The sequence below is a fragment of the Massilia suwonensis genome (genome assembly GCF_042655665.1).
Taxonomy (GTDB): Bacteria; Pseudomonadota; Gammaproteobacteria; order Burkholderiales; family Burkholderiaceae_D; genus Telluria; species Telluria suwonensis.
Genome location: NZ_JBHSMR010000010.1, coordinates 65,766 through 87,498, shown reverse-complemented (window position 1 = coordinate 87,498; position 21,733 = coordinate 65,766). Strand labels below are relative to the sequence as shown.

Here is a 21,733-nt window from a genome sequence, read left to right as displayed (position 1 = left end):
CTCGGGTACGGCGCTTAGCGGCCGGTAAAGTGGGGTGGCCGCTTTTCGCTGAATGCCAGCGCGGCTTCTCGTGCGTCTTCGCTCGGCTTGAGCATGGCGAACAGGTCGAGCTCCAGGTCCAGCCCCTGCTTCAGTTCGAGCTCGCCGGCGCTGCGTGCGGCGCGCTTGACCGACAGCGTGGCCGCCGGGGCACGCGCCGCGATGCGCAGCGCAAAGGCGCGCACCTCGTCCTGCAGCGTGCCCGATTCGCTCGCGATGCGCGTGACCAGCCCGATGTCGCGCGCGGCGCCCGCGCTCAGGCGCTCGCCGGTCAGCAGCAGGTCCATCGCCCGGCCCGGGCCGACCACGCGCGCCAGGCGCTGGGTGCCGCCGCCGCCGGGGATCAGGCCGAGCGCCGTCTCCGGCAGGCTGAACACCGCGTCGGGCGCCGCATAGCGGATGTCGCAGGCCAGCGCCAGTTCCAGGCCGCCGCCCATGCAGTAGCCATGCACCGCCGCGATCACCGGTTTTTGCACCGCGTCGATCGCCTCGATCCAGCGCGCCCCCTGCATGCGCCGCCGCACTTCGATCGCAGTCTCCGTCGCGCGCTTTTCCTTGATGTCGGCGCCGGCGCAAAAGCCGCGTTCCCCGGCGCCGCGGATCAGGATGACGCGGATGGCCGGGTCCGCGTCGAGTTCGCGCAGCGCCTGCGGCACCCCATGCCGGATGTCGTCGTTGATGGCATTGATCTGGCCGGGCCGGGTCAGTACCACCCAGCCGAGCCCTTCTTCGCGCTCAATGCTGACGGCGTCATTGACCACCGTCGTGTGCAGCGCCGCCGTGTCGTTCGGAGCTAGCCTGTCCATTCACGCCTCCTCGAACTCGACCAGCTGGCCGCGCAACTCGGCCGCGTCGATCCGGATCAGGGGACGGCCGCCCGCGCTTTCCGATTCCTCGACCCAGGTGAAGCGCGTGCCGCGCTCGCGCAGGTCCTCGGCTTTCGCGCGTAGGTCGTTCACCGCGATGCGGATGTAATACAGGCCCGGTCCCCAGTTGTTCAGGTAGTGCGCGGCCGGAGTGTCCCAGGCGGTCGGCTGGATCACGTGCAGCGCGGCGCTGTTGGCGACCGTGAACGGCATGACGGCGCGGCGCTGGCCCTCGCGGCCCAGCAGTTCGACGCCACCCTCCGGCTCCCAGTCCAGGTTTTTCGAGCAGCAGCGCAAGGTGTGGTCGAGGTCGCGCACCAGGAAGGCGCGCGCGCTCACGCGCACCATCTCGCCCGGCTTCGGGTCGCGCGGCCGGGCCGGCTCTGTGGCAAAGGTCTCGGCCGGCATTTGCAGCGGCTCGGTCGGCATCACCTCGATGCACAGGCCGCCGTCCACCTCGGGAGAGTAGCGCGGGCGTTCGGGCGTGGCGCCCAGCCAGAGCCGGTCGAAGGGCATCTCGGGAGTACGCTGGGCCATGCGGAAGGCCAGGCCGCGGCGCATCAGCTTGTCGACGAAGGCATCGAACTTCGGCCCCTGCAGCGCCAGCACCACCGAATGCGTCAGCATCGGGCGATGCCGTCCCTGGTAGTCCTTCAGGCTTTCCAGGAACTCGTGGAACATCGGGTCACCCGGATTATCGAAATCGAGATGCCACTGCGGCTCGAGGCGCGTCGGCGAGACTGCGAGCGACTTGTGCACGCGCAGGAAATGGGCGATGTACGGATGGTTGTCGAAGGCCTGGCGCCAGTTCGGGTGGCTGTGCACGCCGAGCTTGCGGACCAGCAGGTCGGTCATGCCGTCAGGATCGGGCAGCATCATGTCCGCGGAAAGCAGCAGGTCAAACATAAGTCTTCTCCAGGGTAGTGTTCACGCGTGCCTTGCCGCGTGCATTGTCGGGATTGAGCAGGAAGTACGAGAGCGCGGGCGTGAGCATCAGCGCGCCGAGCATGTTCCACAGGAACATGAAGGTCAGCAGGATGCCCATGTCCGCCTGGAATTTGATGGGCGACCAGGCCCAGGTGACCACGCCCGCCGCCATCGTCATGCCGACCAGCGCCACCACCTTGCCGGTGAAGTCGAGCGAACGGCGGTAGGCGGCGCGCAGGCTGTCGCCGCGGCGCTGGCAGGCGATCTGCACCGACAGCAGGTACAGCGCGTAGTCGACCCCGACGCCGACGCCGACCGCGATCACGGGCAGCGTGGCCACCTTCAGCCCGATGCCCAGCCAGACCATCAGGGCCTTGCAGAGAATGGTGGTGATCACCAGCGGAATCAGGGCGACGATGGTGGCGCGCAGGCTGCGGAAGGTGATCAGGCACAGCAGCGCGGTCGACCCGTACACCGCCAGGTACATCGTGATGATGCTCTTGCTGACCTCGATGTTGGTGGCCGCCTCGATGCCGGCGCTGCCGGCCGCCAGCAGGAATTGCACCGGTTCCTTGTCCCCTGCAGCCGTGTTGTTCGCCAGGGCGTACTGCTCGGAGGTCTTGAGGATGCGCGCGACCGTATCGGCCTTGTGGTCGGCCAGGTAGGCCACCAGCGGCGAGACCGAGCAGCTCTGGTTGGTGATGTCGGGCGTCGCGATGGCCGCGGCCGTCATGGCGCCGTTGGTGATCGACTGGTTGCGGCTGATGCTCATCCACTTGCCGCTGCCCTCCGTCATGGCCGCCGTCGTGAAGCGCACGGTCTCGGCCAGCGAGGTGGTGGTTTGCACCGCCGGATCTTCGCGCAGCAGCTGCGCCAGGCCATCCATCTTGTTCAGCGCCGAGTACAGCCGGCAGCCTTCGTCGGCCGTTTTCATGATGACCACGAACTGGTCGCTCGACAGGCCGTAATGCGAGGTGATGTAGGCGTTGTCGCGGTTGTAGCGCGAGTCGGGACGCAGCTCCGGCGCCCCGGCGTCGAGGTCGCCGATGCGCAGGTCCTGCATCACGAAGGCCGAGACGACGGTCACCGCCAGCGCCGCGCCGATCGCCGGGATCGCCCAGCGTCTTTCGGTCAGAGCGTCGAGCCGGCCCCAGATCCGGCCCAGCAGCGAGCGGCCCTGGGCCATTTCCTGGTCTTCTTCCAGCGCCCGTTGCGCCGCCTTGGCGCCGATGCCGATGTAGGACAGCGCCACCGGGATCAGGAACAGCTTGGTGAACACCAGTACCGACACGCCGATGCTGGTGGTGATGGCCAGGTCGCGGATCACCGGGATGTCGATGATGATCAGCACGGCGAAGCCGACGATATTGGCCAGCAGTGCGGTCACGCCCGCGACGAACAGGCGGCGGAAGGTGTAGCGCGCCGCCACGTACTTGTGGGTCCCGCGGCCGATGTCCTGGATGATGCCGTTCATTTTCTGGGCGCCGTGCGACAGGCCGATCGCAAAGATCAGGAAGGGCACCAGGATCGAGTACGGGTCGAGCTCGTAGCCGAGCAGCTGCATCAGGCCCAGCAGCCAGACCACGCCGAGCACCGCCGCCGTCACCAGCAGCGCGGTACTGCGCACGCAGCGCGTGTAGAGGTAGACGAAGACGGTGGCGATCGCGACAGAAACGGCGAAGAACAGCATCACCGACTTCAGGCCTTCGATCAGGTCGCCGACGATTTTTGCGAAGCCGACGATGTGGATGCCGATTTTGTCGCTCTCGTAGGCCCGAATTTTTTCTTCCAGCTTCTGCGAGAAGGCGCCGTAATCGAGGGGCTGGCCGGTCTTCGGGTCGGTGTCGAGCAGGGGCGCGACGATCATGCTCGACTTCATGTCGAGCGCCACGAGGCGTCCGACGATGCCGGCCTTGACGACGTTGTCGCGCAGTTTCGCCACCTCGGCGGCGCTGCCGTCGAACTGGGCCGGCATGACCGGGCCGCCGGTGATGCCGTCCTCCGTCACCTCGCGCCAGCGCACGATCGGCATCCAGATCGACTTCATCCAGGAGCGGTCCACGCCGTTGATCATGTACAGGTCGTCGTTCACCTTGCGCATGACCTCGAGGTAGGCCGGGTCATAGATGTCGCCGGTCTTGTTCTCGATGACCACGCGCACCGTGTTGCCCAGTCCCGGCAACTGGTCCTTGTACTCGAGGTAGTTCTGGATATACGGGCTGCCGAGCGGGATCATGCGCTCGAAGTTGGCATTGACCTTGATGCGCGTTGCCGAATAGCCGAGGAAGATGGTCGCCAGCAGGCAGGCCAGCAGGACCAGCACCCGGTTGTTGAAGATGACGCGTTCGAGCAGGTTGCCGGAACGGCGGTCGAAGTCTTGCACGTCCCGGATCACGGGCATGCGGGGTTGTTCGGTGTGCGCTGCCATGTCAGTTCTTTCCAATTGTCGGGGCAACCGCCCCGCAGCCCGGAATCCGGGCAATCCTGGCGCCGCCGGCGCCGGCCAGGGCGAGCTGCCCCGGTCCGGCAAGCGCCGCGCCGAACACTTCGCCGGCGCGCGCCAGCCCGGCATCAAGCACGCTGGCGCCCGCATCGCGGCTCAGCAGGACTTGGCCCGACTGGGTGACGAAGGCCAGTTCTCCGGGCGCGCAGGCGAGCGCCTGGACGACGGTCGCCTGGGTGCCCAGCGCCAGCTGCTTCCAGCTCGCGCCCTGGTCCGCGCTGAGGTAGGCGTTGCCGCGCAAGCCAAAGGCGATCAGGCCGGCTTCGCTCGCCTGCAAGCCGAAGAAGGTGCCGGCATACGGCGTCTCGAGGGTGACGAAGCGGCCGGCGGCCGCGTCGTAGCGGCGCACCAGGCCCTGCTCGCCGGCCAGGTAGAAGCTGCCGTCGGCGCCCTGCTCCAGCGCATACAGGTGCATGCGGCGGTCGTTTCCTGCCCGCTCGAGCCAGGGCTCCCAGCTCTTGCCGCCGTCCCGGGTGTGCAGCAGGAAGCCGAAGGCGCCGGCCAGAAAGCCCGTGCCGTCGGCGCCGATGCGGATATCGAGGAAGGGATAGGACAGCACGCCGGGCGTGGCCGATTGCTCGGCGGCGCCCGTCACCTCTTGCAGCACCGCGGCGGCGTCCGCGTTGCCGGAGGCCTGCAAGGCCCGGTAATGCTTCGTCAGGAGCGCCAGCAGGCTGCGCCCGTCCAGTACGCGCGTCCAGGTCAGGCCGCTGTCGGCGCTGCGCAGGACCACGCCGTCGTGGCCCAGGGCCCAGGCCTGATTCGGGGCGGTGAAACGCACCGTGGTCAGGTCGGCGCTGACCGGCGCGGCCACCTGCTTCCAGGTCGCGCCGGCGTCAGCCGAGACGAGGATGGTGCCGCGCATGCCGACCGCGACGGCACTGTTGCCCTGCACGGCAATGCCGGACATGGGGCGTTTCAGGGCGGCCGGCGAGACCGCCGAGGGCAGATCGAGGACGTCGGCGGTGTTGTTGGCTGCGGGGGCGCCGGCCAGCGCCGCCGCAGCGGCCAGCGCGCCGCACAGGGCCGCTGCACGTCGCACCGGCCATGATGAGGAAGGTGAAAAGCTGTTCAAGGCGAACTCCCGGATGCATGAAGACGATCGGCCGTCGCCGGGCCCGGCGCAGGCCGGGTCCAGGACAGGCCAGCCGGCGACGGCCGCTGCGGCCGCGCCAGGCGTACAGGCAGGTTCGCCCTTAACGCGCGGTTTCCTTGGCCACGATCGTTTCCGGGTTCAGGTCGCGGTTCGAGCGCGGCGTGGTCACCACCCCGTAGCCGCCGACCAGCCCGTCGTTCACCAGGGCGTACATGCCCTTGTTGAAGTCGAAGATCACGTTCTTGACGGTGTACGGCGCATTCACGTCGTACAGCTGGATCATCGAATTGAAGATCGATCGGTACAGCTGGCCGCTGCGGTCATAGGCGTCGTACAGCATCGCGCCGTAGGTGTCCTCGTCGATGTAATAGGTGCGCTTGGCGTAGGCGTGGCGGAAGCCCTGCTTGAGGGTGGCCTCGACCACCCACATGCGGTGCAGCTCCCAGCGCCAGCAGGCCGGGTTCGGGTATTTTTCCTTGAACTGCTCTTCGACGCCGCAGCCGAAGTACAGCTTGTAGGCGTTGTAGGGAACGTACATTTCCTTCTTGCCGACCAGCTTGAAGTCGAAGCGGTCCATCTGGCCCGAGAACACGAACAGCTCGTCGAACAGGGTCACGCCGCCCATGCTGGCGACGGGCGTATCGTAGGAAAACTCGGGAGCGAGCTTGATGCGGCGCTGGCCCGGCGCGTAGCTCCAGGCGCGGCGCGGCTTTTGGGTCGGGTCGAGGAAGTCGATCAGGCCGGTCACTTCCCCGGCCTTGCGGATCGGGGCGCTGTTGACCGAATAGGTGCGCCAGTACATCTGCTCGTCGCGTCCATCGAGGTTCGCGTGGTAGTACGGCGTTTCCTCGAAGGTCTGCTGCTGCGAGGTCATGACCGCCTTGCCGCTCGAATCGACCACCCATGAACGCGAGGAACGCGTCGTGGTGTCGGCCTTGTAGCGCAGCTGCTGGTTCCACATCATCTCGTGGCCGGACTTCGCGATCGGGAATGGAATGCCGCCGCGGCATGCCTGGTCGACGCCGAGTCCGCCCTTGGTGGTCTTGCAGGTAGTGGCGTTGCGCACGGTCTTGGCCAGCACGTCTTCCGGCACTGCCGCCGTCCGGTGGCTCGGGTACACATCCATGTAGAAGCCCGGGTTCTTCTTGAAGAGCTCTTTCTGGCCGTCGGACAGTTTGTCCGCATGCTGCTGCCAGTTCTTCGCGTCGATGCGCACCAACGGCGCCTCGTCCTTGAACGGGTCGGCCCAGACGCCGCTGCCCGCCTTGAAGCCTGGCGGCGCCTTGGTCAGCCCGCCGGTGTAGGCCGGAATGGTGCCTTCCTTGTTGCCGGCCTTGACGGCGCCGAGCTGGGTCAGCGTGGAGCCGAGCTGCTTGGCCTCGTCGGCGGTCACTTCGGCCTGGGCGCCGGTGGCGAGACCGGCCAGCAGTGCTGCAAGAATCGGATGCGTGATGCGATTGGTTTTCATGTCTTGTCTCCTGTTTGCGGCGCTTTAGAATGCCGTCTTGAAGGTAAAGGACAGCCAGCCGCGGTCGATGACGCCGACCGACGAATTGCTGTGTGCCGCGCCCCCGGTGATCCTGCCGTTCAGCTCCCGGACGGGCAGCTTGCGGTCGGCATACAGGAGCGAGAATTCATATTTCGATGCATACGTGGCGGTGGCGCCGATCGACCAGCGCAGCTCGCCCTCGGTCCCGCCGCCCGACGATGGCGCGTTGCCCGAGATGCCGTAGGTCGCACTGACGGGCAGTGCCAGGTCCCACGAAGGCAGGACGTTGAGGTATTGCGGGGTGAAGCGCAATGCCATCTGCCATGCGTCCTTGGTCGAGCAGCCGTCGTCCTTGGTGCCGGAGCCCGCCACGCCGGTACGCGAATCGACGCAGCTCGGCGCACCCACCGAGCGGTACAGCGCAGGGTTGGTGGTGACTTTGTCGAGGCGGTTGTAGGCCAGTTCCCCCACCAGGGTGCCGGTGGCCCACAAAGGCGTCGCAGGCAGCATGTAGATGCCGTTGACGACGGCGTGCCAGGTGTCGCCGCGCGCGCCGGTCGGGGTGAGGACCGAGGCAGGCGTGTTCAGCGCGCCGTTCTTGCGGTAGGACAGCTCGGTGCCCACCGCCACGGATTTGATCACCCGGCTGAAGCTCAGGCTGTACTGGTCGATCTTGTCCGGATAGAGGAAGCGCGCCTGGGTCGGCAACGGCCCCCTGAAATTGAGCAGCTGTACGCCCAGCTCAGGCGAGTAATCGTCGAAGCGGCGGTAGTAGGCGCCGAAATTCGATTCGATCGACTCGACGTTCAGGCGCGCGCCCACGCCCCAGTTGCCATGGTCGCCGGGCTTGCGCGCCTCGATCAGCTGCGCGGCCACGCCGGGAACCGGGAACACCAGGTTGTCCGACGACGGCGCGGTGTCCGCGCCCATCAGGTAGGTGCCTGCGTGCGGGATGCGGGTCGGCTTCCACTCGTAGTAATACTGGCCCACCAGGGTCAGCGCATCGGTGACCTGGGCGCTGAGATAGACCTGGCCGATCGGCAGGAATACTTCCTTGGTTTCGACGCCCGGGTTGATCGCGGCCTTGACCCCGTCTACAGGCGACTGCGCGTAGGAGATCGCATGGGCGCCCAGCAGCAGGCCCTCGCCCCAGACGTTGGTCTGGCGCCCGACCTTGATATTGACCGGCACCGGACCCAGGTCGACGTTCCCCCAGACGAAAGCATCGAGGATTTCGCCGGACGGGCCGTTAACGTAGCGCTTGACCTCGTTGTTGTAGGTGGCGTTGCGGTAGGCGGTCAGGAAGCCGGCGGGCGAGCGCACCGAATGGTCGTCATAGGCTTCGTCGTACCAGGCGGCAGCAGAGACGCGTGCGCCGATCTTGTTGCGCCAGCTGACGTCGAACTCGGTCAGCAGGTCGACACGGTTGGTCACCATGTCGTGCTTGTCGAACTTCGAATCGCCCTCGTCGTAGATGTAGTTGCGCAGCAGGCGCTGGTCCGGCTCTTCCATCCGGAAGCCACCCGTGTAGCGGACGGTGGCGTCGAGACGCATTTTGATGTCGGGGTTGGCGAGCACGATTTCGGTTGCCTGCGCGGGGAAGGCGCAGGCAAGCGCCGCTGCCGCTGCCGCTGCTGCCGGGATAGCGCGCAGCGCGAGGCCGGCGGGCGATGGGACACCGCTTCTTTGGTTCATGGAACTGTCTCCTGTTGTATCGGTTATGACCGCTTTTAGAAATCGTTCAGCACTGCTTGCAAGTCCTTCCAGTGAACCGTGCTGCTCGACTGTCTTCGGCCCAACGGATACAAGACTTTTACGACGTTTTGATTGTAGCCCTAATTCCCATGCAATTCTACAGTTTGCCGAAGATTCTGTATTGAGAATTGTCGGAGGGTAATCCAGTGGCTTTCGCGCCACGCATCAAGGGACGCCGGCAGCCAGATTGCGGGCCTGGACCATCTCGGTGAAGTCGCGCTTGAGCGTCGGGTAGTAGGCGATCTGCCCCTGCAGCCCGCCCGCGATGTCGATCGACGCGGCACTGATGAAGGAGGCGTAGTCGCTCGCCAGGAACAGCGCCATGCCGGCCACATCCTCGGGCTTGCCGAAGCGTCCGAGGGGCACGACCTTGAGCACCATCGCGTCGAATTCCTCGCGCGAGACACCTGGTCCCACTTCACGGTAGTGGCGGTCCCACTGGCCGGTATCGATCCAGCCCATGTTCAGCGAGTTGACGAGGATGTTGTCCTTCGCGAGCGACATGCCGAGCGATTTCGACAAGGCCAGGCAGGCGGCGCGGTTGATCACCGAAGGAATGCCGTCGGGTGTCGGAAATGCGCCGGCCAGCGCATTGATCTCGACGATACGGCCCCAGCGCTGGCGCCGCATGTGCGGTACCACCGCCTGCACGAAGCGAAAATGCCCCATTTGCAGGATGTTGGCGTGCTCGAGGATTTGTTCGGGCGTCAGGGTGTCGAGATTGCCCCCGCGTCCCTGGCCCGCGTTGTTGACCAGGACGTCGATGCCGCCCCAGCTCTCGGCCACTTCGGCGACGAAGGCCTGGACCCCGGCGGTGTCGGTGACGTCCACTTCGCGCGCGATGACCCAGTGCGTGCCGCCCGCCAGTTCGCGTGCTGCAGCCTGCAGCGCTTCGCCGCCGCGCGCGCAGATGGCGACGCGCGCGCCTTCCGCCGCGAAAGCACGGGCGATGGCCAGGCCGATGCCGCGCGAGGCGCCGGTGACGATCACCCGCTTGCCGCTCAGGTCGATATGCATTGCTGTCTCCTGTTATGTGTACTGCCTGTCGACGGCGGCCGGTTCTGGGCCGGTCCTGCCGCCCTGTCCTGCTACATGCGTTCGATGATGGTCGCCGTGCCCATGCCGCCGGCGCAGCAGATCGCCTGCAGGCCGTAGCGCGCGTTGCGCCGCTCCAGTTCGTGCAGCAGCGAGGTCATGATGCGTGCGCCGCTCGCGCCCAGCGGATGGCCGAGCGCGATCGCTCCGCCATTCACGTTCAGACGCTCCTGCCCGACTCCCAGCTCCTGCGCCCACATCAAGGGCACCGAAGCAAAGGCTTCGTTCACCTCGAACAAGTCGATGTCGCCCGCCTCCAGGCCGCTCATCGCCAGCACCTTGCGCGTGGCGGCCACCGGGCCGGTCAGCATCAGGGTCGGGTCGGAGCCGACCGTCGTGAAGGCGCGGATGCGTGCGCGCGGTCTGACGCCAAGGCGGTTGACCGCCGCGCCCGACATCAGCAGCAGTACGGCGGCGCCATCGGAAATCTGCGACGAATTACCGGCACTGAGCTTGCCGTTTTCGCGAAAGCTCGTCTTCAGCGTCCCCAGCTTTTCCGCATTCGTGCCCGGACGAATGGTTTCATCGTGGGCGAGCAGTTCGGGCACCGGCTCGGCATGGCCGCGCTCCATCAGGGCGGCCACCGGCACCGGCGCGATTTCGCGCTCGAAGTAGCCTGCTTGCGTGGCTGCCGCTGCGCGGCGGTGGCTCTCGACCGCGTAGGCATCCAGCTGAGCACGGCTGAGCTCCCACTTGTCGGCCACGCGCTCGGCCGCCTCGCCCTGGCTGGTCAGCTCCCACTTGTCCGACGCCATCCAGCCGAAGGCTTCGCCATAGATCTCGCGGTTGCCCCCCATCCGCACGCGGCTCATGTTTTCGGCGCCGCCGGCGACGACCACCTGGGCGGCGCCGGCGGCGATCATCCCTGCCGCCAGGTGCACCGCCACTTCGCCCGAGCCGCACTTGCGGTCGATCGCCAGGCCGGGAATCGACGCCGGCCAACCGGCGCCGAGCAAGGCGGTGCGCGCGATGTTGGCCGACTGCTCGCCGACCTGGGTCACGCAGCCGAAAATCACCTCGTCCACGTCGGCGGCCTCGATACCGGCGCGGCGCACGATGTCACCCAGCAGGTGCGCGCCCAGGTGGTCGGCACGGACGCCGGCCAGGCTGCCCTTGTATTTTCCGACGGGCGTGCGGACAGCTTCGACGATGTAGATGTCTTTCATAGATTGCTCGCCTTCAGGCCCGAGCCAGGCACGCGCTGGCCCGCCGCGTCGTACTGGTAGACGCCGTGGCCGGTCTTGCGCCCATGGCGTCCCGCCGCCACCATCTTGATGATCAGCGGGCATGGGCGGAATTTTTCGCCGAGCGTCGAATGCAGATAGCGCAGCACCGACAGGCGCGTGTCCCAGCCGGTCAGGTCGCCCAGTTCGAGCGGTCCCATCGGATGGTTGAAGCCCATACGCAGCGCGGTGTCGATGTCTTCGGCGCTGGCGGTGCCTTCCTGCAGCATCCACATCGCCTCGTTGCCGAGCATGGCGGACATGCGACTGGTCGTCAGGCCCGGCGATTCGTTGACCAGGATCGCGGTCTTGCCGATCGCGTCGACCCAGGCCCGGCTGCGCGCGACCGTCGCCTCGTCGGTGGCGATGCCGAGCACCAGCTCGACCAGCTTCATCTTGTGCACCGGATTGAAGAAGTGCATGCCGATCACGCGTTCCGGATGCGGCACCGAGGCCGCGATTTCGGTCACCGACAGCGCCGAGGTATTCGTCGCCAGCAGCGCGCCCTCGGACAGCAGCGGCGCCGCCTCGGCCAGGATCGCCTTTTTCAGCGCCAGGTTTTCCGACACCGTCTCGACCAGCAGATGCGCGCCGGCTGCGCCCTCGGCCAGCGCCGTATGCACGGTGAGGCGCGCCTTGGCCGCCTCGGCCGCCTCCGGCGCGAGCTTGCCCAGCCGGACTCCGCCGTCGAGGATAGAATGGATGGCATGCAGGGCCTTGTCCAGCGCTTGGCCGTTGCTGTCCACCAGGCGCGTCACGTAACCGCTGCCGGCAAAGGCGTGCGCGATGCCGGTGCCCATCAGGCCGGCGCCGACGACGACCACCACTTGGTTCTTGTCGCTCATTGTTCTTGTCTCCTCAAGCGCCGGGCTTCGGCCCGACTACGTTGCTGATGGTGCCGATCCCTTCCACGCTCGCTTCGACCACGTCGCCCGGCCTCAGGTACAGGCCGGTGCCCTGGCCGACGCCCGCCGGCGAACCGGTGAACATGATGTCGCCGGCGGCAAAGCTCGAACGCTGCTCGACGAAGCGCAGCAACTGCGCTACGTCCCAGGTCATTTCGGCCGTCGTGCTGTCCTGGCGGGTCTGGCCGTTGACTTTGAGCGTCAGGCGCAGCTGCGGGCTCCCGGCCGGGAACTCGTCGCGGGTGACGATCCAGGGGCCGACGCCGGTGCTGCGGTCCTGGCTCTTGGCCGCGAACAGGTCCATGCCGATGCCGGCCGGGCCGCTGCGCTGCAGGTCGCGTGCGGACACGTCGTTGCCGACCGTGTAGCCGAGCACCGCCGCCAGGGGGTTCTCCAGCGCGTCTTCCAGATTCGCCGGCGCATCGCCCAGCACCACGACCAGTTCGACTTCGTGGTCGAGTTCACTGGTGAGCGGTGGATAGCGGATCGGGTCGTTCGCGCCGATCAGCGCGCCATAGGCCTTCAGGAAAGCGATCGGCTGCGCGGGCGACTTCAGGCCGAAGTCGCCCGCCAGGTGCTTGGCGTAATTGGCCCCGGCTACCACCACCCGGTTGACCGGCTCGACCGGGGCCAGCAAGCGCACATCGGCCAGCTGGCGTATCGTGCCCGACAAGGGCAAGGCAGCCTGCCCTTCCCCGGCGCGGCCGGCGGTGATCGCACGCGTCAGCGCCGGTCCCCAGCTTGCGAAGGCGCCGGCGATCTCGCGCAGCGTCCCGGCCTCGCTGTCGACCAGCGCCCAGAAGGGGCTACCTCCGGCGGTGCAGCGCGCGATCTTCATGCTGCGATCGCCGCCGGTTTTGCCACCTCGACCAGGGTCGCCGGGTCGATGCGCAGCAGCTCGCAGGCGTTTTTCCAGCGGATCTTCTGCAGATCTTCGTCGGACAGGCGCAGGCCATCGGTCAGGTCATGGCGCACCGCGTCGCTGCCGCCGAAGTTCGAGCCGTAGACGACCCGATCGGCGCCGATGACTTCGATCATGGCCTGGCGCATCGGCAGCTCGTGCAGCTCGACGTCGAAGGTGAAGTTCTTCATGTAGTCCAGCACCGGCTTCTTGTTGTGCGAGACGTCCAGGTTCGGATTGGTCTGCGCCAGGCGCCCCAGCTGATAGGGAACAAAGCCGCCGCCGTGGGTGATGTAGATCTTCAGGTTCGGGAAACGGTCGAGCACACCGCCGTTGATGATGTTCCAGAAGCATTTGGTCTCGTCGTAATTCATGCCGACGATGGCGGTGGTCTCGTAGCGGTCGGTGTTGGCTTGCTCGCCCCAGGTCACCGACTGGTTATAGCCGTGCACAAACATCGGCAGGTCGACGTCGCAGAGGGCCTCCCACACCGGGTCCATCTCGGGCGAGTCGAACTCGAGGCCGCCGAAATTGGCGCCGCCCGCCACCAGGCCCTTGGCGCCGAGGGTGGTGCAGGCGCGGCGGATTTCCTTGGCCGCCTCGAGCGGCACGTTCAGCGGCGCATGGGCCCAGGCCATCAGGCGGTTCGGCGCGGCGGAGCAGTATTCCGCCATCACGTCGTTGACCTTCTGCGCGAAGGGCACGCCAAATTCCGGCTCCGCCCAGTACATGTAGCAATGCGAGGGCACCGAGACCACTTGCGCGCTCTGCCCGGCGGCATCCATGCCGGCCAGGCGGGTCTTCGGATCGGCCCAGCGCTCGAGGTACTGGTTGATGTCGAGGTCCTTGCCTTCGGCCTTGGCCTTCCTCAGTGCCGCCTTGCGTTCCGGCGAACCGAGCGAGAGGATCCAGTGGCCGACACGCAGCTTGATGTCGCCGTCCGGGCGCTTTTCGAAGAATGGGCCCCAGTGCGGGTGTTGGTCGTAGTAGTCCGGGTGCGGCGCGTGGGCGTGAAGATCGATGAGCATGGGGTGTCTCCCTGTGACGATTGGTTATCCCGACGCTGGGGCGCCATCGGCCGGACACATCGGACGGCCGTCACCAGCCTGCCCACAAGCTTCATGTCTCCATCCGGCGCACGCGGTCGGTGCTGTTGCAGCAGGACCCATCATGCCAAAGATAGACAGATTTGGCAATTCTGTTTAACTTTTATTTTTGCGGGCGATTCTGCAACAGCGCGCGCGCCTCGCAATCGACGATCGAATACAGGAAACTCACGATGCGCTGCACGCCGTCCTGCGGGCTCTTGTGCGGCACCACCAGCTCGCTCAGCACGCAGCGGATCATCAGCTCGCAGACAAGTTCGCGGTCGATGCGGATGCCCAGGCGTGCGTCCCAGGCATCGAACACGCTGCGCATGAGCTCCTCGATGCGTACCAGGGATTCGTTGAACAGGCGCCCGAACAGGCGCAGCGTGTACTCGGGCGCGGCGCCCAGCAGCAGCCGGGCCTGGCCGTGGGCGGCGTAGTTGTCGAGGTAACGCACCAGCGCATGAAAGCGCGCGGCCGGCTCCGCATGGGGCGTGACGGCGTCCGCCATCGCCTGCTGGAAGGAGGCGCGCTTGTGACGGGCAAAGGCGTCGAGCAGCTCGTCCTGGGAACTGAAATACCGGTAGAAGGTCCCGCGCGACACCCCGGCCAGCTGGCACACGTCGAGTATCGAAATACGTTCCGACCCTTCGCGCAGGACGATCTGCTCGGTCGCCGCCAGGATGGCGGCGACCGTGGCCTCGGCACGTCCAATGGTCTTTACGGGCGTGTCGCCAAGTGCGCCGGTGGGCGCCAAGGCTTGCATGGGGTTGGCGGCGCTCTCGAGTTCCACCTTGTCAGGCCTCCCTCACCGGCACGTGCGCGGGCCGGGAGTTGTAGCCCGGAAGGTGCAGGCCGCCGTCGACATGGAAGGACTCACCGGTGACGTAGCGCGACATGTCGCTCGCCAGGAAGACGACCACCGGGCCGATGTCCTCTTCCGGATCGCCGCAGCGGCCCAGTGGGCGCATCGCCGCCGCGCGCTCGGCGAAGCCCGGATTCTCGGCCGCCAGCTTGTGGAAAGTCGCCCCCATTGCGGTTGGCGCGATCGCGTTGACGGTGATATTGAAGCGCCCCCACTCGGCCGCCGCGCTGCGGGTCAGGCCGACGATGCCGGCCTTGGCGGTATTGTAGTCCGCATGCAGCCAGGCGCCGATCTCGACGTCGATCGAGTAGAAGTTGACGACCTTGCCGCCGCCGCGCTCGCGCATGTGCGGCAGCGCCGCACGCATTGCCCACCAGCTGGCCTTGATGGTGGAGGTCAGCGTCTGCTCCAGCATCTCGTCGGTCTTGTCCTCCAACAGCACGTTGGGGGTCGGCACGAAGGCATTGTTGACCAGGATGTCGAGGCCGCCGAAATGCGCGACCGCCGCCGCCACGGCCGCCTGCACCGATTCCTTGCGCAGCACGTCCGTATGCACGAACAGGGCCCGCCCGCCCAGCTCCTCGAGCTCGCGCGCGACCTGCGCCCCGCTCTCGCGGTCGATTTCGGCGATCACCACCGCCGCCCCTTCGCGCGCGAACCGGCGTGCCACGCCGCGTCCGATACCGCCGCCGGCGCCGGTGACCAGCGCTACCTTATCCTGCAGAAGTCCCATGCCCGCCTCCTCACTGTTGAACATTTTTTCTGTTATTGTACACATTCGTGCAAATAACCCCTATCGGGAAATTCAATATGCAATGCTTTCGCAGGCGGATCGAATTGATCGGGCAACACGGCGCAGCAGACGGCCTGAGGCAAGGACAGGTTCGAGCCGCACTCGAGGACGATTTTCATCACTTCCGGGTCGCGGTCGACTACCGTGACGGCGTGGTGACGGCCGTGCGCGGCGAAACGCCGCGCCATCCCTTCACCGCCTGCCCCGGCGCGGCGCCTGAACTGCAGAAGCTGGCCGGCATGCGCCTCGAGGGGGTCGCCAATTCGGTGACCCTGCACACCGACGCCACCCAGCAGTGCACCCACATGTTCGACCTTGCCGGCCTGGCGATTGCCGCGGCCAGCCGCGGCGACACGGCGCGCCGCTTCGATATCGAAATCCCGCGCCATGTAGATGGGCGTACCCATGCGCGCCTGATGCGCGACGGCGTTCTCGTGCTGGACTGGGAAGTCGAGGGCAGCGCCATCCTCGGCCCGGCGCCCTACGCCGGCGTCGACATGCGCCAGGGGATGGCGCGCTGGGCGCTCACGACCCTGCCGGTGGAAGAAGCGGAGGCGGCGCTGGTGCTGCGCCGCTGCGCCCTGATCTCGCTGGGGCGCCTGAAGGACATCGACAAGGAGCCGCATGCGCACCTGACCGGCCGCTGCTACGCGCAGCAGCCACAGCGCGCCCCCCAGGCGATCCGCATCGTCGGCTCGACCTGGGATTTCACGGCGCGCCCGGAAGCGCTGGCCTTCGACGACCGCGACTGGCTCGCCGACTTCGACCGCGCCCCTGCTCCTGGAGGCTGATCCAGAACCTCCACCCTCGCGCCTCGCTCAGGATGACTTGCAGTCCCAATTCTCCGCCTTGTTGACATCCAGGCCGCCTGGGTTTGCTACCCCACCCCGGAATACCGCGCGTTGCGGAGACGGGCAGAGCAGGAAGCTGCGTGTCGGCAGGGCGGCACCGGCTGCGCGGTTGCCAATCAGCCGAGTTGGCGCCTTTCCGTTTTCCACCCAGTCGACCAGCGCCGGCAGCGCTTGGGACGCCACGTCCTGCGCACCGATGCCGCCACCGCAGTGCTGCGTACCGGGCACTTCGAACAGCTGGGCCATCTGGGACAGCTTTGCCTGCCCACCCTGCACCGCGGCCAGGTCACCGTAAAAGCGCTGGGTGTCGGTCAAGGAGATGCCATTGTCGGCCGTGCCATGCCAGAACAGCATTTTGCCGCCGCGCTGGAAGAAGGGGTTCAGATTGGCCACCCTGATATTTCCCGATGCGGGATAGACGTTCTTGTACATCGCATTCCAGCCATTGACGTCCACGCTGTCGGCAAAGCTGAATTGCGTGGCGAAGTCGTAGGTCGGGCCGAACATGCCCCGCGACGTCGAATCGAAGACAAGGTAGCTGGCAGGCGGCAGGCGAGCGTCCGCCGGATTCATCGACCACGGCGGCGGCGTGGCACCGAACATGAAGGCAGTCCACCCGTTCGGGTTCCCCAGCGTGAAGCCGGGATAGGTCTGTCCAAAGTCGTTCATCCCGTCCACCACGATGCGCAGCAAGCCCTGCTGGGCCGGGGTGAACAAGGCCCACATCGACGCATCGATGGATACCTTTCCTGCGTCGGAGATCAGGCCGTCGACGGCGCCGTCGACCCCATCGAACTTCTGCAACAGTGCGGCGTCAAGTGCTTGCAGTTGCGTCGGCGATATCCAGGCATCGGGATGGTCGATCAGGTACTTGCTCACCTTGCCAAACATCACCTGGTTGTTCACGCTGAGGCCGGGCGCTCCCACCACGAAACCGTCGAAATCGTCCGGGTACGCGGAGGCTGCCACGAGACCCATGCGCCCGCCGCCCGAGCAACCATCGAAATAGCGGTACATCTTGCGGTTGGCGTTGGCGGCATCCTTCAGGCCATAGTAGGCGCTCACCAAGGATTGCGTGGTGGCGGAGCTGACATGCACGCCGCGCTGGTCATAATCCGTGGCCTTGGTCCGGTCAGCGGCGAACATCCAGTTCAGCCCGGGCGTTGGACTACCCGCATCGCTCCCGGCAAACGCGTAGCCCCCGGCCAGCAGTTTCTCATCGGGCGCAGGAATGAATCCGGCGGAACCGCCTTCGCCCGCAAAGAAGTAGCGCGCCTTGAACGACTGCGGCATCGCCACGATGAACCTGACCTGATTGCTGGTGGCCGCCGGGCCTTGCGTGGTGATGTGGCCGTCGACACGACAGTAAGAGGTGCCGTTCGATGCGGTGACCAAGGAAGCCGCAGTCAGGGTCGCGCCGACCGCGCCCGCCTGCAGGCTGCCGGTGCTGCAGGACAGGGCAGGTGCCAAAGCCTGAGTCGATGGCGCCTGCGCCACTGGCGCCTCCGGCACGGGCGGCTCCTTGCCATCGCCTCCGCAGGCCGACAACAGGGCCGCCAGCACGAGTGAACAAGGGATGCCCGGGACTTCCAACACGGATTTATTGCTCACGTTTGTCTCCACTTTCTCTCGTTGTTATTGAATAGTGTGATTCGACGAGCCTTCGGTCTGCCGCAGGGGCGGGCAAACAGCATTCATCAGCGGTTGGCCACCTCCCATTCCTTCAGGTCGAAGCCGGGCGCGGCCGCTACCGCCGGGGTGAGCGCGGGAGGCCGCGACAGGATCTTGCGCGCCGCCATGTGGTCGCCCGCGCGGCAGCACGACTCCACCGCCAGCAGCAGCTCGCCACGGAAGCACAGGACCGAGACCTGGCCGGCGGCGGCATCCCCGAGAACCACATGGTTGTCGGCACAAAGCGCCAGGCCGGCGATCTGGAGCTTCAGGCGGCCCTGGTCGGTCCAGAACCACGGCAAGGCGGTATACGGCGCAGGCTTGCCCACCAGTCGCGCGGCGATCAGCTTGCCCTGGTCGACGGCATTCTGCACCGACTCGAGGCGGGTCAGCTGCGACCCGTTCTGCAGGCAGGGGAAGGCGGCGACATCGCCAAGCGCGGAAATGTTCGGGTCGGAGGTCAGCAGACTGGCGCTCACCTTGATGCCGTTGTCGATGTTCAGCCCCGCCTCCAGCGCCAGCGACACGTTCGGGATCACGCCGATGCCGTAGACGACCAGGTCGGCCGGCAGCCGGCGGCCGTCGGCGGTGATGACGGCGACCGCCTTGCCGTTGTCTCCCTCGATCTCCGACACACCGCAGCGGAAGTTGAAGTGCACTCCCCAGGATTCGTGGGCTGCGCGGAACAGCGCGGACATCTGGGGCGACACTGCACGCGCCATCGGCCGCTCGCCCAGTTCCAGCACCTCGACCGCCGCGCCCTCGGCCGCCGCCACGGCGGCGAATTCGAGCCCGATGAAGCCGGCGCCGATGACGACCACGCGCTTCGCCGTTTTCAGGAGCGGCGCGATCGTTTCCGCATCGAGGCGGGTCTTGACGCCGAACACCCCGGCCAGCTCCGCCCCCGGCAGGTTCAGGGGACGGTTGTGGGCACCGGTGGCCAGCACCAGGTGATCGTAGTCGAGCGCTGCGCCGGAAGCCAGCACCAGCCGCCGGTTCTGGCGGTCGATGGCCGCACCCCGGTCGGCCACGAGTTCGATGCGCTGCTCCACATAGAAGGCGTCGCTGCGGAACTGCATCGCGGACGCATAGATCTTCCCCAGCAGGAAAGCTTTTGATAAAGGCGGGCGCTGGTAGGGGAGCCAGGGTTCGTCATTGACGAGTGCGATACGCCCGTCGAACCCTTCCTGGCGCAGCGACACGGCGACCTGCACGCCGGCGTGGCCGGCCCCTGCGATGACGACACTATTGAGCGACATGATGTTGTTTCCCGGTTTGGAGTGAACGTTCAGGCGCCGGCCACTTGCGGCCGGACCGCGGCCTGCGGGCTGCGTCCGAGCATCAGGAGCATGGCCGACCCGATCAGCGTGCTGGCCGCGCAATAGGTCAGCATCGTGGCGTAGCCGCCGGTCGCACTGAACATGGCCCCGAACATCAGGGGCGCCGCCGCCGAAGCGACCGTGATCAGCCCCTGGTGCAGGCCGAAGATGCGGCCATAGTCCTTCAGCCCGAAATAGCGCGCCATGAGGAAGGCGGCGATATCGAATTCGGCGCCTGCGCCCAGGCCCGCCAGCGCCGCAGCGCAAGAGAGCAGCGCGATGTCCGTGCTGCCAGACAGGAAAATGAAGGAGCCCGCAGCAGGCAACGCCAGGCTGATCGCGGCCACGGCAGGCGGCCAGAGACGGTCGAGCAGGTAGCCGACCACCAGGCGCCCGACCACGAGCGCGATGCCGAACCACGCGAACACCGCGGTGGCGCTGGCAGGCTCCAGCCCGCGGTCGCGCAGCATCGGCACCGTGCTGGTGACGACACCCATGACGGCCGAGACGACCAGGCACAGTGCGATATTGCAGACCCAGTATTTCGGCGAAGCCAGCGCCGCGCGGAAGCTCATGCCCTCGAGCGCGACCGGTTCGCCGCCCGCCGTTTTCGCCGCGGCGCGCACGTCCGGCAGGCGGAACCAGGCCAGCGTCAGCGGGAGTCCGATCACCACGTTGACGATCGCCAGGATCACGAATGGCGCCTGCCAGCCCCACTGCGCCACGCCCCAGGCGAACAGCGGCGGCGTCACCGCTGCGGTGATCCCGGTGCCGGACAGGCCGAGCGCCAGCGCCAAGCCCCGGTTGCGCACGAACCAGAGCGCAAGCAGCTGGGTCCAGGTGACGGCGAGCGCGCCCATTCCGACGATCGGCAGAAGGAAGAAGGCGGCATACAGGGTCCAGACCGAGCCGCCGATTTGCGTTGTGGCCAGGTAGCCGAGCGCCATCGTCAGCAGCGATACGACCGTGACGCGCTTGATCCCGTAGCGCAGGTTGAGCCAGCCGACCAGCTGCAGGCCGATCACGGCGCCGCCGAAGAGGAAGCTGATCGCCGCCTGCAGGGCGGGCCGGTCCCAGCCGAACTGGGTCTGCAGCGGAATCACGAGCACTCCGAAGCCGTACAGCAGCGCCGCATTAATGCTGATCATGACGCCGGCGATCGCCAGCAGCAGGACACGCCAGGCTTGCCTGAATTCGACGAAATCGATCGCCGCGCCGTTTTTTGTGCCGACCATGTTTGTCTCCTCGAAGGTCGTTTGGAATCGGCGCCCCTGGCTCTGCCGGCAGGTGGCGCCCTCGAATGCTTCAGTCAATGCTTCAGCCGTGCAGGTTCACAATTTGACGATCCGTGAGCGCAGGACCCCGATGCCCTCGACTTCGAGTTCGATCACGTCGTCCGGTTTCAGGTAGCGCAGCTGCTCCAGCCCGCAGCCGTTGCCGACCGTGCCGGAACCGAGCACTTCGCCCGGATACAGGGTTTCGGAGCGCGAGATATGGGCGATCAGGTCGTCGAACTGCCAGCGCATGTCGCGCGTGCTGCCCCTGCCCCACTCCTCGCCGTTGACGCGGGCGATCATGCTCAGGTCATAAGGGTCCGGCAATTCGTCGGCCGTCACCAGGCAGGGACCCATGACGTTGCCGGTATCGAAATCCTTGCTCTTGGCGGGGCCGAGCATGCCGGCCATTTCGAGCGCCTGGGTGTCGCGTGCACTCATGTCATTGAAGATGGTGTAGCCGACGATATGCTCGCGCGCCTTTTCGCGCGGTACGTCCTTCGCCTTGCGTCCGATATAGCAGGCGAATTCGAGCTCGAAGTCCATCGCGCGGCTGTAGGCTGGCCAGATCACGTCCTCGTCCGGGCCGATCACGGCGAAGCGGTTGCACTTGTAATAGATCGGCTGGCGGTTGAAGGTGGCGAGCACGCGCTCGTCGGCGCGCGTGTTCATCTGCGCCAGCGCTTCCTCGGGATCGGGCAAGTGCGCCACGCGTGCACGCCGGGCGGCGGCAAAGCTTTGCTTCAGGTGCAGCTCGAAGCAGGAACAATCGCGCATCTGCGGCGGCGGCTGGATCGGGGCGCACAACTTGACGCCGGCGCGTTCGATCACGGATCCGGACGGCGCACGTGCGACCAGGCGGCGCGCCTCGTCCAGTGCCTCGTCCCCGGCCTCGACCAGCGCCAGGATGCTGGTGAACGCCGGCCAGCGGCCGAGGCCGGCGTCCTGCGCCGCACTGGCCAGGTCGACGATGGCGCTGTCGGCTTCGATCAGGGCGCCCGGGCGCATCGCGCCGCGTTCGTCACGGTAGGTAACGAGTCTCATGTTCTGTGTCTCCGTTGCGGGGCGCATGC

18 protein-coding genes are annotated in these 21,733 nt (G+C 66.7%); 1 reads left to right on the top strand and 17 read right to left on the bottom strand.

The annotated features are described in order from the left end of the window. Positions 1-14: 14 nt before the first annotated feature. The 13 genes from ACFPQ5_RS06580 to ACFPQ5_RS06520 all read right to left on the bottom strand — a co-directional run bounded on the left by ACFPQ5_RS06580 (position 15) and on the right by ACFPQ5_RS06520 (position 15,485). Positions 15-845, bottom strand: coding sequence for an enoyl-CoA hydratase/isomerase family protein (locus tag ACFPQ5_RS06580; protein ID WP_379752555.1), 831 nt, complete (start codon positions 843-845; stop codon positions 15-17). Beyond that, the gene (locus tag ACFPQ5_RS06575) at positions 846-1,811 is read right to left on the bottom strand and encodes a VOC family protein (protein WP_379752553.1); all 966 of its coding nucleotides are present in this window, start codon (positions 1,809-1,811) and stop codon (positions 846-848) included. Further along, complete coding sequence (locus ACFPQ5_RS06570; RefSeq protein ID WP_379752551.1) at positions 1,804-4,260, bottom strand: efflux RND transporter permease subunit; 2,457 nt, start codon at positions 4,258-4,260, stop codon at positions 1,804-1,806. Before ACFPQ5_RS06570 ends, ACFPQ5_RS06575 begins: the two co-directional genes overlap by 8 nt. Before the next feature lies 1 nt (position 4,261). Further along, on the bottom strand, positions 4,262-5,410 hold the full coding sequence (locus ACFPQ5_RS06565; protein ID WP_379752549.1) for a WD40/YVTN/BNR-like repeat-containing protein: 1,149 nt from the start codon (positions 5,408-5,410) through the stop codon (positions 4,262-4,264). Between the two features lie 121 nt (positions 5,411-5,531). After that, the gene (locus ACFPQ5_RS06560; RefSeq protein WP_379752547.1) at positions 5,532-6,899 is read right to left on the bottom strand and encodes a DUF1329 domain-containing protein; all 1,368 of its coding nucleotides are present in this window, start codon (positions 6,897-6,899) and stop codon (positions 5,532-5,534) included. Between the two features lie 24 nt (positions 6,900-6,923). Beyond that, on the bottom strand, positions 6,924-8,615 hold the full coding sequence (locus tag ACFPQ5_RS06555) for a DUF1302 domain-containing protein (protein WP_379752545.1): 1,692 nt from the start codon (positions 8,613-8,615) through the stop codon (positions 6,924-6,926). A gap of 225 nt (positions 8,616-8,840) precedes the next feature. Then, positions 8,841-9,692 carry an SDR family oxidoreductase gene (locus ACFPQ5_RS06550; protein ID WP_379752543.1) on the bottom strand — a complete coding sequence of 284 codons (852 nt, stop codon included), beginning with the start codon at positions 9,690-9,692 and terminating at the stop codon, positions 8,841-8,843. A 71-nt stretch (positions 9,693-9,763) separates the two neighbouring features. Beyond that, positions 9,764-10,936 carry a thiolase family protein gene (locus ACFPQ5_RS06545; RefSeq protein ID WP_379752541.1) on the bottom strand — a complete coding sequence of 391 codons (1,173 nt, stop codon included), beginning with the start codon at positions 10,934-10,936 and terminating at the stop codon, positions 9,764-9,766. Next, complete coding sequence (locus tag ACFPQ5_RS06540; RefSeq protein ID WP_379752539.1) at positions 10,933-11,838, bottom strand: 3-hydroxyacyl-CoA dehydrogenase; 906 nt, start codon at positions 11,836-11,838, stop codon at positions 10,933-10,935. Before ACFPQ5_RS06540 ends, ACFPQ5_RS06545 begins: the two co-directional genes overlap by 4 nt. Positions 11,839-11,851: 13 nt before the next feature. Continuing rightward, complete coding sequence (locus ACFPQ5_RS06535; protein WP_379752537.1) at positions 11,852-12,736, bottom strand: fumarylacetoacetate hydrolase family protein; 885 nt, start codon at positions 12,734-12,736, stop codon at positions 11,852-11,854. Continuing rightward, complete coding sequence (locus ACFPQ5_RS06530; protein WP_379752535.1) at positions 12,733-13,827, bottom strand: amidohydrolase family protein; 1,095 nt, start codon at positions 13,825-13,827, stop codon at positions 12,733-12,735. Before ACFPQ5_RS06530 ends, ACFPQ5_RS06535 begins: the two co-directional genes overlap by 4 nt. Positions 13,828-14,008: 181 nt before the next feature. Further along, complete coding sequence (locus ACFPQ5_RS06525; RefSeq protein WP_379752533.1) at positions 14,009-14,680, bottom strand: TetR/AcrR family transcriptional regulator; 672 nt, start codon at positions 14,678-14,680, stop codon at positions 14,009-14,011. A 4-nt stretch (positions 14,681-14,684) separates the two neighbouring features. Continuing rightward, positions 14,685-15,485 (bottom strand): SDR family NAD(P)-dependent oxidoreductase, encoded by an 801-nt coding sequence (locus tag ACFPQ5_RS06520; protein WP_379752531.1) that lies wholly within the window; start codon positions 15,483-15,485, stop codon positions 14,685-14,687. 104 nt (positions 15,486-15,589) lie between these two features. On the opposite strand from ACFPQ5_RS06520, the gene ACFPQ5_RS06515 reads away from it, so the two are divergent. Next, positions 15,590-16,336, top strand: coding sequence for a DUF2889 domain-containing protein (locus ACFPQ5_RS06515; protein ID WP_379752529.1), 747 nt, complete (start codon positions 15,590-15,592; stop codon positions 16,334-16,336). Between the two features lie 27 nt (positions 16,337-16,363). On the opposite strand, the gene ACFPQ5_RS06510 is transcribed toward ACFPQ5_RS06515, so the two are convergent. From ACFPQ5_RS06510 to ACFPQ5_RS06495, 4 genes are all read right to left on the bottom strand, one after another. Further along, positions 16,364-18,007: a tannase/feruloyl esterase family alpha/beta hydrolase gene (locus tag ACFPQ5_RS06510; RefSeq protein ID WP_379752527.1), complete on the bottom strand. Its 1,644-nt coding sequence runs from the start codon at positions 18,005-18,007 to the stop codon at positions 16,364-16,366. 86 nt (positions 18,008-18,093) lie between these two features. Next, complete coding sequence (locus tag ACFPQ5_RS06505) at positions 18,094-19,326, bottom strand: NAD(P)/FAD-dependent oxidoreductase (protein ID WP_379752525.1); 1,233 nt, start codon at positions 19,324-19,326, stop codon at positions 18,094-18,096. 29 nt (positions 19,327-19,355) lie between these two features. Then, complete coding sequence (locus tag ACFPQ5_RS06500; protein ID WP_379752523.1) at positions 19,356-20,621, bottom strand: MFS transporter; 1,266 nt, start codon at positions 20,619-20,621, stop codon at positions 19,356-19,358. A 96-nt stretch (positions 20,622-20,717) separates the two neighbouring features. Next, a complete protein-coding gene (locus ACFPQ5_RS06495; RefSeq protein WP_379752521.1) occupies positions 20,718-21,704 on the bottom strand; it encodes a fumarylacetoacetate hydrolase family protein in 987 nt (328 codons plus the stop codon). Between the last annotated feature and the right edge of the window lie 29 nt (positions 21,705-21,733).